The sequence below is a fragment of the Pedobacter sp. AC163 genome (assembly GCF_979258665.1).
In genome coordinates this window covers 639038-652465 of the sequence record NZ_OZ409872.1, presented here as the reverse complement: position 1 = coordinate 652465, position 13428 = coordinate 639038, and the positions used below count along the sequence as shown (strand labels likewise).

The following is a 13428-nucleotide window of genomic DNA, read 5'->3' as shown; positions in this document are numbered from 1 at the left end:
ATTATTTGAAAATGTTGGTGCCAGTAACGTAGTTTAATTCCTCTCTCGAGCTCATTCTTTCGAATTTCAGATTGTTTATTTGCAGGATATTTTCCTTGTAGGATTCATATAAATCGAGGAATTCGATTAAACTGATGTTTCTTTCTCTGAAGTTTTTAATTAAACCGTTAATCAGTTTATCAAATTCGCCATTGAAGGCAGGATCGATTTCTGAAGAAAGTTTTTCATTTCTCAACGCAGTGCGATAGCTGTTAAAAACCTCGTTCGATAGCAAGATCTCCTGCTTTTTGATGTTCGAAGTAGCAGCATCAATTCCAACTTTTGCCTTTTTAATTTCCCCCTGGTTTCTGTTGAATAAGGGAATAGGAATCTTTAGTCCAATACCCGTATATTTTTCAGGGTAATTGCCTTTTAAATCGTAAGCCAATGAGATTTCGACATCAGGAATGGCCATTGCTTTTTGAAGCTTTAAATTGAGTTCGTTATATTCAAGATCAGTTTTCGCAAGTTTTAAATCGGCCCTGTGTGTTCTGGCAGAGTCGAGCAGATTGGAATAGGGAATTTGATTTAAGGAAATATCCTTTTCCACTCTTTCTGGAAGTTCTAAAACCAGGGAGACATTGGGTTCCAGGCCGCATAGTAAACGTAAATCTTTGTGATAATCTTCCAAATCATTCAGCAGGTTTACCCGTTCTGATTTTAGGCCAATAATCAATGATTTTATTCTAACTACATCTTTTAGTGCAACATTACCCGCTTTCAACTGCAAATCGTACGCCTTTAAAAGGCTTTCAGTCGATTTGATCTGGTCATCATAAACCTTTATCGTTTGGGTGGAGAAATAAGTCTTGTAAAAAGTATTGCGTAACTCAAACTTAAGTGTACGTATCAAATCGAAATATTCAAGTTCCGCCAATTTTACGCCTGTTTGGGCAAGCTTAATGTTCTTGTTTCGCTTGCCGGCGAGTTTAATTAATTGAGAAACCGAAGCCGCATACTGCCCATACTCAAAGGATGTTTGCAGGAATTTCTTTGTTTCGTGGTTGTAAAAAAGATTTTCGTATTCAAGCTCCGGATTATCGAAAAGCTTTGCCGTAATTACTTCGGCTTTGGCGGCATCTATTTCGTAATTACGGGATAACAGGTCAAAATTATTCTTTAGAAAAAGGACTTCGGCCTGTTTTAAATTGAGCTTTAAAGTGTCAGTTTGTGCTAAGCTTACCTTGGTAGAAACAGTAACTATAAAAAGTAGAAAAATACTTATTCTCATCATGCGGCAAAACTATCTTTGCCGAATTAAACATGAATTAAATCGAAATTAAAACCGGATTAAAATAAAGGCAGGGTAATAATAAAGGTGCTTTTTTGAGTGCTTGAGCTTGAAATCTCAACTTTCCCTTTAAATAGGTTTATAATTTTTTGAGCCATATATAGACCCATTCCTTCACCGGTTTTCCCTAGTTCTTTAGAGCGGGTGTAGAATGGTTTAAAAACTTCTTCTCGCTCCGACGCAGAAATTCCTTTTCCCTGATCACTTATTTTGACAACTAAATTTTCAGCATTTCGTTCCAGTGCACAGGTTACCTTTTTGTTGTCGGAGAACTTAAAGCCATTTGAAATAATGTTATCAAACACGATTTGTAACAATACAATATTTGCCAACACCTGGGGTTGGCTGCCAGCCAAATTGTTTATTATATCAATTTTGAGATTTTTTTGATGCTGCCACTCCTGTTTAATTTTTATCAACAGCTCATCTATCCGAACAGGAGAAAGCTGTGACTGAATCAATTCGACATCCATTTTTGCCAGGGCCAATAATCCGGTAATGATATGATCCATCTTTTCTGCATCATCCAGCATGGATTGAATCGCTTTTTGATAGGAATCACTATCACGCTCTTTAGATAGCGCCAGTTCTGCAGTCATCATCATCCTCGTAACGGGTGTGCGCAACTCATGCGAAGCATTGGCAACAAAGGTTTTTTGAAGAATAAAAGCCTGCTCCAACTCGTTCATCAATTGATTGAAGTTTTTTGCGATAAGACTAATTTCGTCTTCGGTGTTGCGCTCTTCAACTCTAAATTCCATGTTTTTCAAGCCAATTTGTTTCACTTCGGTCATAAACTTTTTTAATGGCTGTAGCATTTTTTCAGCAATCCATCTACTCAAAAGCAAAACGATAATGGAAATCATTACGAAAACAAAAACCATAATTTTCAAAAGCTTTACAAGCCTGTCATGAGAGCCTTGGTCGGTTGCCGAAGCCAGGATTACAAAATCGCCTTGGTTGTCTTTGTAATAAATGCCAACAACCTGCCGCTCTCCATCGGTATATTTTAAGCGTTTGTTTCTTCTAACCTTTTCTATTGTAGCTTTTGTCCAATATTGTGCGGAATCGCCAATAAAGGTTGCCCTATTTTTATAGTCATAAATGCGGGTTACCTCACCATTTAACTTTTGCAGGTATTTATGCCGCACTTCGTTTAAGGCATCTCTGCTAATTTCGTCGGCCTCCAGATACAATTTCGCCGTAACCATTGTTCTATCTGTAAGGCGCTCAAAAAAATCAGCCTGCAGAAATTTCATGAAAGTAAAATACACTACGCAAAGCACCGCGAAAAGCAAGGAAGTGCTGATTAAAGTAAAATACAACGCAATGCGATCTTTTATTTTCATTACTTAAAAATGTAGCCCATATTTATTTTAGTGTGAATTAATTTTCTGTCGAAGTCTTTGTCTATTTTCTTCCGCAGAAAATTAACATAAACATCTATCACGTTTGTCCCTGTATCGAAATTAATATCCCAGGCCATTTCAGCAATATACCGACGCGATAACAAACGGTTGGGATTTCGTAAAAACAACTCTAATAAAACAAATTCTTTGGCACTGAGGTCGATGATTTTTCCGGCCCTGCTTACCTCTTTGCTTAAGGTATCCATTGTTAAATCCTCGAAAATAAGTTGATGATTTGGAATGTTTTCTAAAGAAGTTTGTCGTCTTAGTAGTGCTGAAACACGGGCAAGCAGTTCCTTTAAATGAAAAGGTTTTACCAGGTAATCGTCAGCGCCAGCATCTAAGCCAGTAACCTTATCATCAACGGTACCCATAGCGGTGAGCATTAGGATAGGAGTCTGGATGTTTTTTTCGCGAAGGCGTTTACAAACCTGGATGCCGCTTAAACCCGGCATCATAATGTCGATAATTAGCAGGTTAAATAGTTCCTGAACGAAGTGTTCCAACGCATCAATTCCATTGGAAACAACATTTATCTGATAGCCGTTTTCTTCCAAAGCAGTTTGTAACAATGCTGCAATTTTTGGATCATCTTCAGCTATTCCTATTTTAAGCATTTACAAAAATAGTGATATGATCTTAAAACGGGATTAAAATGAAGGTGCTAAAGGGGTTTTAGGTTTGGAATCAGGTTTAAAAATGCTTGGAGGTTTGCCTGATATTTTTTCTTATCCAGCTTAAAATAATAGGCGCCTTTTTTAGAGCAGGATTTGTCTTTCTCTTCCAACTTAATTAGTAAGCCCGTTGAACTGATCTTCCTGCTGAAGTTTCTGGTGTCAATCTTGGTATCATTTACCTCCTCAAATAAAATCTGTAACTGAGGAATGGTGAATTTTTTAGGTAACATTTCGAACAAAATAGGGTGTAAGGCTGCTTTATAGCGTAATTTTTCTCTCGCATCTGCCACCATCCTGTCGTGGTCGAAAATGAGTTTAGGTCGCTCACTAATTAAAAACCATTCTGCGTGGTAATCATCATTTAGTTGCGTTTTGTATTTATTGAGATCAATCAATGCAAAATAACAAACGGAAAGCGTTCGCTCGATCGGGTCTCGGGCAGGCTCTCCGTAGATTTGCAATTGCTCCAGATAAATTCCTTCTAAGCCAGTATTCTTTTTTAAAACACGTTGAGCGGCTTCATCCGGACTTTCATTACTGCCCACAAAGCCTCCAATTAAACTCCACTTGTTGATTTCTGGTTCCAAACCTCGCTTCACAAGTAAAATTTTCAAGTGTTCTCCGTCAAATCCAAACACAATGCAATCTACAGCGACTAAATAATGAGGTTGACTAGAATATTCTAACATGTTTAATAATTATCGGGTGATGGTTTAAATTTCTACTAAAATATAAAATATTAGCAAAGTTATTAATTGTCGTTTTGACATTTAATATATTATAGATAGCTTTGTTATTATTAGATTAACGAAAATACGCTCAATTCAAAACACAAAGAAATAGTTATGGACATAGAATCTTTAAAAGCCTCATTTGTAAAAACTTTTAATACTGAACCAATCATTGTAAAATCGCCTGGTAGAATTAATATTATTGGCGAACATACCGATTACAATGGAGGCTTTGTGATGCCTGCTGCCATAAATAAAGCTATTTATGTTGCTGTTTCTAAAAGGACAGATAACGAGATCCATCTTTATTCAGAAAGCTATCAGCAATTTCATAACTGTAGTATTGAAAGCATTGAGAAATCAGACAAAGGCTGGGCAAACTATATTTTAGGTGTTGCAGATCAGCTAAAGAAGAGAGGTTATAAGTTTGGTGGATTTAATCTTTATTTGGATGGTAACGTTCCGCTAGGAGCTGGCCTGTCTTCTTCTGCTGCATTAGAATGTGCAACCGTATTTGCAATCGATTATCTCAACGGCCTCGGTATCTCTCCAATGGATAGGGCGCTAATTTCACAGAAAGCGGAGCATGTTTTTGCGGGAGTGAACTGTGGGATTATGGATCAATTTGCTTCCGTTTTTGGTAAAAAAGACTATGCCGTAATGCTGGATTGCCGTTCGATGAAATACGTTTACATCCCCTTAAAATTAGATGGCTATAAATTGGTTTTATTGAATACGAATGTCAAACATTCACTGTCCGACTCGGCATACAACACCAGAAGATCGCAATGCGAACAAGGGGTAGCATGGGTAAGCGAATTTGTTGCGGGTGTAGCTAGCTTACGGGATGTTAACCGGGCTATGCTTGAGCAATACGTAAAGCCAAAAAGTTTGGAGGTTTTCCAGAAATGTAACTTCGTAGTAGAAGAAATCGAAAGGGTAGTGAAAGCCGCTGATCAACTTGCCAATGGCGATCTTGCCGCTTTAGGTCATCTGATGTTCCAAACTCATGAAGGCCTGAGCAAAGATTATGAGGTAAGCTGCGCTGAACTTGATTTTCTGGTAGAACTTGTAAAAAATGATAATGCTGTTCTTGGCGCACGAATGATGGGAGGCGGGTTTGGAGGCTGTACCATCAATATTGTGAAAGATGAAGCTATAGATGAACTGATTGATCGGGCGAAAATAGACTATAAAGAGCGGTTTAATCTGGAACTTGATGCCTACGTGGTACAAACAGATAATGGATCTGAATTAGTGAATTAAATTTTAGGATAAATAAGGTTTATACAACATAGGCCTTATTTATTGTAATCAATTTTACACTAGGTGTTTTAACGTTGCATTCTTGGCCGTTTACTTTTTTGAGGCTGTGAACCAGAAGGTTTTGGCTTAAATACTTTCTTAGGTGCTTCTTCAGCGCTTTGTTTCACTGTAATTACATTTCCCTTAAAAGTTTCACCATTTAACATAGAAATAATATTGCTAGCATCTGATTGATTGAGTACTTCTATAAAGGCATAACCCTTACATTTTCCGGTTGCTCTATCTCTAACAATTTTTATGGTTTCAATTTTACCATGTAGGCTGATAAAAATTGCAAGATCCATTTCCTGGATATTATCTGCTAAACCACCGACAAAAAGCTTAATCATATTAAGAAAGTTAATCTAAGGATAATTTTAATTATTAATATGTCCTGATAATCACCTTTTATATTAATAATGTTGCAAAATAAGCAATATTAACGCAGAAACAAATGTAATTGTTCTCTTTTTTTGCGAAACTTATTGAATTATAGTAGTTTAATATTGTTTGAAAAATCAGTAAGGCGATTTGTTTGTGCTAAAGGTTCAACATCTCTTTAAATATGTTTACTATCAGTCATTTTATTGGTATTGATTATCACCTCAGATATTCAAAATTTTATAATCGATCGCCGCTTCTAATCAGAATAGATGAACTTTAGATTACTTTTTCAAGCAGAATGAGTTCTTCTTCTAAGAACCAACCTGCTTCAATTGGCCTGAAATCGGGTTTTTAATATTACGGCAAGGAATTTGTTAAGGATTTGGAAAAAATAAGATTATGAAAATATACAAATCATTCCCATTAGTGCTTCTGGCAATTGTACTGGTATCTGGTTGTGTTAGCAACAAAAAATATACAGAGTTACAGGATACTTATGCTAAACTCAGAGAACGGAACCAGGAGCTGAGTAATCAATATCAGGATAGTCAAAGAGAACTTACTGGTGCAACCAGCAGGGTTAAAAGTTTAGAAGAACAAATTGCATCAGAAAAAGCAAATGTAACCGCCCTTCAAGATGCATTGAACAAATGTTTAAGTTCAAGCAGCCAGGGAAATGTTAACATTTCAAAATTGGTTGATGAAATCAATAGTTCAAATAAATACATCAAACAATTGGTTAATGCTAAAAACAAAAGCGACTCACTCAACATGGTATTAACAAATAACTTAACCCGCTCATTAAGTAGGGAAGAATTAAGTGATGTTGACGTTCAAGTGTTAAAAGGCGTAGTGTACATCTCTCTGGCCGACAACATGTTATATAAGTCAGGTGGATTTGAAGTAAGCGATAAAGCAGGAGAAACTTTAAGTAAAATCGCTAAAATTATTCAAGATTACAACACTTATGATGTACTAATCGAAGGTAACACAGATAATGTTCCAATTTCTCAGCCTAATATTCGCAACAATTGGGATTTAAGTGCTTTACGTGCTTCTTCGGTTGTTCAGGTTTTGCAAAACAAATATTCTGTCGATCCAAAACGCTTAACAGCAGGTGGAAGAGGTGAATACAATCCGGTGGCCGATAATAATACGCCAGCTGGTAAGGCTAAAAACAGACGTACTCAAATCATCATAACCCCTAAATTAGATCAATTTATGGATCTGATTGGCAAAGCACCCGAAGCATCTCAAAAATAAAATAACGAATTAGTTAAATTAAGAGCCTGGCCATTTATTGATGCAGGCTCTTTTTTTATTACCAATTCTATCAAACTAATAACCATAACAACATAATCAATAAAAAATTTCATCTGCATCACAATTCCTTCAAACATTTTCTATCCTTTAGCGATTGTTCATATACAAAATTATGGAAGAGCTAATCAATCAATTAAAAAAATATTTAGGAAACAGGGTTGAAGAAGTGCGAAGCAAAGGACTTGCCGAGGTGGAAATAGTTATCGGGGAAATGGAAGATGTTGATCAGCTTTCGGCTGATCTTAAAACTCATATCGGGGAAATTGTAGATGAGATCACGTTAGCAAAAATTGATTTTGTTACCCCTGAAGGAAAGCAACTCTACAGCTTTGCGCTAAACCAATAACATCAGGTATTATGAAAATAGATATCCGAAAGCGAAGCATTGGTTTGAATTTTTTGGAAAGTAATAAAGTCGAAATCTGGCTTTGGGCTCCTAATGCTAACAATGTAACATTATTAATTCCAGAAAAAGACTTAGAAATACCATTATTGAAACAAAATTTTGGTTATTGGTATGCACTCTCATCCGATATTTCCGAAGGTGATCAATACTCTTTTAAAATCTGGCAATCTAGTGAAACAGATGACGATGTTTCTGATGCTAAATTTATCACAAGAGCAGATCCTGCATCAGTTTACCAAAAAGATGGCATTTCTGGAATGTCAACTGCGTTAAATTTGAAATCATTCCATTGGACGGATAAAGAGTGGAAAGGCATCTCGTTAGAAGATTATATTATCTACGAGCTTCACACCGGTACTTTTATTCCTGATGGAGATTTTAAATCCATTGAAAACAAGCTGGATTATTTAGTTGATTTGGGCATAAATGCGATCGAAATCATGCCTGTGGCACAATTTCCTGGTAACCGAAATTGGGGTTACGATGGTGTATATCCGTTTGCTGTGCAAAATACCTATGGCGGCCCAAAAGACTTACAGCATCTGGTAAACCTTTGTCACGAAAAGGGCATTGCAGTAATTTTAGATGTGGTTTACAATCACTTAGGACCGGAAGGGAATTATTTCAGCGATTTTGGGCCCTATTTTACGGATAAATATCACACTCCCTGGGGTAGCGCAATCAATTTTGATGATGAAAAATGCGATCCCGTAAGGCAGTATTATATCGAAAACGTATTGATGTGGTTCCGCGATTTTCACATTGATGCATTGAGACTAGATGCCGTTCATGCGATTAAAGATGGAAGTGCCAAGCACATTTTAAGAGAAATTAAGGAAAACGTAAAACTTCTTTCTGAAACTGTTGGCAGGGATTTCAATCTTATAGTTGAACTTGATTTAAATGACAATAAATACATCAATCCAATAGAGCAGGGTGGTTACGGTATGGATGCACAATGGATTGACGAATTCCATCATGCGCTTCGCGTAACTGCCGGTCAAGCGAAATACGGCTATTATTCTGATTTCGATGGAATTGAGCATTTGGGTAAAGCTTTGACTGATGCCTATGTTTATGATGGTCAGTTTTCGGCTCATCGAGAAAAGCGCTTTGGAACAAAAGCCAAAGACAATCCTGGAAAGCAATTTATCGTTTTCTCTCAAAACCACGATCAGGTTGGCAATAGAATGCTTGGCGAGCGGGCAAGCCAGCTGGTAAGTTTTGAAATGCTAAAGCTGATGGCTGCAACTGTATTTGTGAGTCCTTATTTACCACTCATTTTTATGGGTGAAGAATACGCTGAAGAAAATCCATTTATGTTTTTTATCTCACATATTGATGAAGAACTGGTTGGACTGGTAAGGGAAGGAAGAAAAAGAGAATTCGCCGCATTCCATAATGGTGAAGAAGTTCCTGATCCGCAAAGTGAGGAAACATTTAATCATTCAAAACTAAATTGGCAAAGCCAGCTTCAGGGCAAACACCAGATCATGCATGCATTTTACAAGGCAATTATAAAGCTGCGAAAATCCTTACCTGCATTGGCTCATCTTAACCGCCAACAATTAAAGGTTGATGTTTATCGAGATCAAAATTGTTTAACGATGATCCGATGGCATCAAAATCAAAAAGTATTATGCGCATTAAATTTTTCAAAGCAACAGCAAGTTTTGCCAATCTCAAATGGATTGGATTATAACCTCGTTTTAAATTCTGCAGCCGATCAGTGGGGAGGAAACCACAATAACGATGTAGATTTTACTGATAATAAGCTCACTATTTTTTCAGAATCGATCCTAATTTTTACTAGCCAAAATGTTTAAACCGACTTCAACATACCGCATCCAATTTCATAAAGATTTTAATTTTAAATCATTAAATAACATCATTCCGTATTTACAAAAACTAGGGATCGATACCATTTATGCCTCACCGATATTCGAAGCTGTTGAGGGTAGTACTCATGGTTATGATGTTGTAAATCCACTTCGGGTGAACCCTGAAATTGGTACAGAGGAGGAATTGTTAGAGATCTCCACAAGGCTAAAGACAGCCAACATTACCTGGATTCAGGATATTGTCCCTAATCATATGGCATTCTCACCAAAAAATAAATGGTTGATGGACGTTTTGAAAAATGGGAGCAAGTCAAAATATGCCTCTTTTTTTGATATCGATATTTCGAATGACCAAAAACTGATGGTACCTTTTTTAGGTTCAGATCTGGAAGATGCTATTGAAAGCTCAGCGTCAAAATTAATCAAAAATAAAGATGAATACTTTCTAAACAATGGAGATTCAAACTGGCCCCTAAATATAGTTAGTCAGGAAAGGCTTGCTGGGAAAAACGACGATGAAATCATCGATAAACAACTGATTAAAGAAATTGCGAATGAGCAGTTTTATCGCTTGTGTAACTGGCAAGAAACAAATCATACCATCAATTATAGAAGGTTTTTTACGGTAAATGCACTAATCTGTCTGAACATTCAGGATCACGAAAACTTCGACATTTACCATGAATACATTTTAGAGCTAGTTAAAAAAGATATTTTTCAAGGTTTACGCATTGATCACATTGATGGACTTTATGATCCAAAAGTGTACTTAGATAGATTGAGAAAAGCTGTTGGGGATGAAGTTTATATTGTTGTAGAGAAGATTTTGGAGCGAGATGAACAATTGCCGTCCGATTGGCCGGTACAAGGCAATACAGGATACGACTTTTTAGCCATGACAAATAACTTATTCACTAATCAAACGAATAGGGGCAAGTTCGATGAAATTTATAAAGAAATCACGGGCAAAAATCTTGATCCAAAGATATTAATAAATGAAAAAAAAGAAACTTTCCTGTTTCAATACATGCAAGGAGAGCTAAACAATTTATTTGATTTATTTACCGATTTAGAGCTTCTTTCAACTGAAGAAATTGACCGGCTTAAACCTGAAAAACTAAAACGAGCTATTGCAGAGCTATTGATTCAGATGCCTGTTTATCGCTATTACAATTACAATTTTCCACTTCCAGAAAACGATAGCGAAAATTTAAAAGCATTATTGACTCTAACGGCAAATCAAGAAGACTTAAAAGAAGCGGCTTCTGCTTTAAAACGAATGTTTCTAATGGTACCATTAGACTCGGATGCTGAATATAATGGTAAACTGAGCAAATTTTACCAGCGGTTAATGCAATTTAGCGGGCCGTTAATGGCTAAAGGGGTAGAAGATACTGTAATGTTTACCTATAATCGTTTTGTTGGGCACTCGGAAGTTGGCGATGCACCCGATGCATTTGGTTTCAGTGTCACCGAATTCCATCAGAAAATGGTTGACCGTCAGTTGTATTGGCCATTGTCGTTAAACGGAAGTTCTACACACGATACCAAGAAGGGAGAAGATTTTAGAGCAAGAATAAATGTACTTACTGATCTTCCTGAGGTATGGAAGGTAGCAATTAAGGATTTTAATTCAGCGATAAAAAACTCCGAAAAACTAAGCGAAATCTATAAGTTAATCCACAATAATGATTTTTACCTTATTTTCCAGACTATTTTAGGTGCTATCCCTTACCCCGGCGAGGATGCGGATGAGTTTGATAATCGTTTGGTTCAGTTTATAGAAAAGGCCTTAAGAGAAGCAAAAAAAAGATCTGATTGGGCAGAACCGAATGAAGAATATGAAAAACTATTACAGGATTTCGCACTTCAATTAATTGATGAAAATGAAGAAAGCTTCGCTATAATCTCGAAACTTCTCAATCGCATTGCAGATTTTGGAATTTTAAACAGTTTGTCTCAACTGGTTTTGAAATTCGTTTGTCCAGGGATTCCCGATGTTTACCAGGGAACAGAACTTTGGGACTTGAGCTTAGTTGATCCAGACAATCGCAGGCCGGTTGATTATGAAAAACGGAGTGAGTTTATACAACAAGAATCATCGGTAAAAGAACTTTGGTCTTCAAGGTATTCTGGAAAAATCAAACTATGGTTAACTAAAAAACTCATTAATTTTAGAAAAGAAAATCAGGATGTTTTCACTCAAGGGGATTATATTCCGTTAAAAGTAGAAGGTACTTATCACGATAATATTTTAGCTTTTGCTCGTAAATACAAAGAGCAATATGTTGTTATTGCGGTTCCTTTAGGTTTAGCAACGATAAGCAAAGTTGAAGAAATTGTGGATTTTAATTGGTTAGATACCCAGATTATACTTCCGAAAGAGTTTCCTACAAGCTGGCGCAATATTATAACTGAAAAAGATGAAGTAAAAGATATCCTTAACGAAAACATTTTGGTTAACCAGTTATTTGGTGAATTGCAAATTGGTTTAATTGAGTTAAAAAACAAAACCATTGAGCGATCTGCAGGTATCCTGATGCACATTACTTCCTTGCCTTCGAAAAACGGAATTGGTGATTTTGGATCTGAAGCCAATCGATTTGTTGATTTTTTAGCAGAAACAAACCAACAATACTGGCAAATATTACCACTAAATCCCACGAAAGTTGGAAATGGCTATAGTCCATACTCCAGCAATTCGGCTAAGGCGGGTAATGTTTTACTAATTGATTTAGAACAATTGGTAGATGAAGGTTGGCTTACGGTTGATGATTTGAGCGCTTCCGTTTTGCCTTTTGAAGATAAAGTTGAATTTTCTCAAGTCGAGGAGGCAAAATTCAAGTTGCTCAAAAAAGCTTACAAAGCTTTCAAAAAGGACAAATCGGAAAATACTGACCTAGAATTTTCAAACTTCTGTACCAAAGAAATTGAATGGCTTAACGATTTTGGTTTATATACTGCTTTAAAAAATCATCATCAACAATTAGAGTGGTATAACTGGCCGGCAGAATTTAAAAAAAGGGAAACCAAACAAATCGATGTTTTTCGTAGTGAATTTGCTGAAGAAATTGACGAGGTAAAATGGCAGCAGTATGTATTTTTTAAGCAGTGGCATAAACTGAAAGATTATTCAAACTCAAAGGGTATTAAAATAATTGGAGATTTGCCATTTTATTTAGATTATGATTCTGTGGAAGTTTGGTCTGATCCCGAGCTTTTTAAATTGGATGCTAATTTGAAACCGACATTTGTAGCTGGTGTTCCTCCAGATTACTTTAATGAGAATGGCCAATTATGGGGGATGCCTGTTTTTAACTGGACTGTACTTGAAAGCACTGATTACGAATGGTGGATTAAGAGGTTACAGAAAAATATGGAAATGTTCGATCTACTTCGTTTAGACCACTTTATTGCTTTTTCGTCCTATTGGGAAATACCTGCAGATAGAGAAAATGCTATTAACGGGAAATGGGAAAAAGGAGGGGGAGAAAATTTCTTTAAGGTAATTAAAGATAAATTTCCAGAGATGCCTTTCATTGCCGAAGATTTGGGGGAAATAAGCACCGAAGTAGAGCAGCTTAGGGATGAATTTAAATTGCCTGGAATGAAAGTGCTACAGTTCGCTTTTGGAAGTGATCTTTCTGCATCTTCGCATATTCCCCATAACTTTACAAGCCAAAATTGTATTGTTTATTCTGGTACACATGATAATAATACATTAGTTGGTTGGTATGATAGAGATGTTGAACAACAAACAAAGGAGCGCATAACAAGATATTTTGATCGCCAGATTGATAAAAAGAATATTCATCAGGAATTTATCAGACTTGCATTTTCATCGACTGCTAAAATAGCCATTGTGCCGATCCAGGATGTTTTAGGTTTAAATGAAGAAGCAAGAATGAATATTCCAGGTAACGCAAATGGCAACTGGTTATGGCGATTGGATCTGGAAAAGCTCAAAGCAATCAAACATTGGCTAGCAGATATTACTTCAATTTACGGCAGAACAAAATAAC

The 13428-nt window shown here is 36.4% G+C and carries 10 protein-coding genes; 5 read left to right on the top strand and 5 right to left on the bottom strand.

The features are described 5' to 3' along the window. Position 1: 1 nt before the first annotated feature. Genes ACZZZK_RS02620 through ACZZZK_RS02605 form a run of 4 tightly spaced genes read right to left on the bottom strand, consistent with a single transcriptional unit; the run spans position 2 to position 4105 of the window. Complete coding sequence (locus ACZZZK_RS02620) at positions 2–1273, bottom strand: TolC family protein (RefSeq protein WP_463482724.1); 1272 nt, start codon at positions 1271–1273, stop codon at positions 2–4. A 56-nt stretch (positions 1274–1329) separates the two neighbouring features. After that, on the bottom strand, positions 1330–2679 hold the full coding sequence (locus ACZZZK_RS02615) for a sensor histidine kinase (RefSeq protein WP_463482723.1): 1350 nt from the start codon (positions 2677–2679) through the stop codon (positions 1330–1332). Further along, the gene (locus tag ACZZZK_RS02610) at positions 2679–3356 is read right to left on the bottom strand and encodes a response regulator transcription factor (protein WP_463482722.1); all 678 of its coding nucleotides are present in this window, start codon (positions 3354–3356) and stop codon (positions 2679–2681) included. Before ACZZZK_RS02610 ends, ACZZZK_RS02615 begins: the two co-directional genes overlap by 1 nt. A gap of 47 nt (positions 3357–3403) precedes the next feature. After that, positions 3404–4105 carry an NUDIX hydrolase gene (locus ACZZZK_RS02605; RefSeq protein ID WP_463482721.1) on the bottom strand — a complete coding sequence of 234 codons (702 nt, stop codon included), beginning with the start codon at positions 4103–4105 and terminating at the stop codon, positions 3404–3406. Between the two features lie 156 nt (positions 4106–4261). Between ACZZZK_RS02605 and galK the strand changes: the two genes are divergently transcribed. Further along, positions 4262–5413 carry a galactokinase gene (gene galK, locus ACZZZK_RS02600; protein WP_463482720.1) on the top strand — a complete coding sequence of 384 codons (1152 nt, stop codon included), beginning with the start codon at positions 4262–4264 and terminating at the stop codon, positions 5411–5413. A gap of 68 nt (positions 5414–5481) precedes the next feature. Here the strand turns inward: galK and ACZZZK_RS02595 are convergent, their stop codons facing one another. Beyond that, the gene (locus tag ACZZZK_RS02595) at positions 5482–5802 is read right to left on the bottom strand and encodes an RNA recognition motif domain-containing protein (RefSeq protein ID WP_056849966.1); all 321 of its coding nucleotides are present in this window, start codon (positions 5800–5802) and stop codon (positions 5482–5484) included. 433 nt (positions 5803–6235) lie between these two features. Here ACZZZK_RS02595 and ACZZZK_RS02590 point away from each other — a divergent pair, with 433 nt between their 5' ends. From ACZZZK_RS02590 to treY, 4 genes are all read left to right on the top strand, one after another. Beyond that, the gene (locus tag ACZZZK_RS02590) at positions 6236–7099 is read left to right on the top strand and encodes an OmpA/MotB family protein (protein ID WP_463482719.1); all 864 of its coding nucleotides are present in this window, start codon (positions 6236–6238) and stop codon (positions 7097–7099) included. A 172-nt stretch (positions 7100–7271) separates the two neighbouring features. Then, positions 7272–7505, top strand: a complete 234-nt coding sequence (locus tag ACZZZK_RS02585; RefSeq protein ID WP_463482718.1) for a hypothetical protein — start codon at positions 7272–7274, stop codon at positions 7503–7505. An 11-nt stretch (positions 7506–7516) separates the two neighbouring features. Next, entirely contained in the window at positions 7517–9391 is a 1875-nt protein-coding gene (gene treZ / locus ACZZZK_RS02580; protein WP_463482717.1) for a malto-oligosyltrehalose trehalohydrolase, read from the top strand. Further along, on the top strand, positions 9384–13427 hold the full coding sequence (gene treY / locus ACZZZK_RS02575; protein ID WP_463482716.1) for a malto-oligosyltrehalose synthase: 4044 nt from the start codon (positions 9384–9386) through the stop codon (positions 13425–13427). Before treZ ends, treY begins: the two co-directional genes overlap by 8 nt. Position 13428 lies beyond the last annotated feature (1 nt).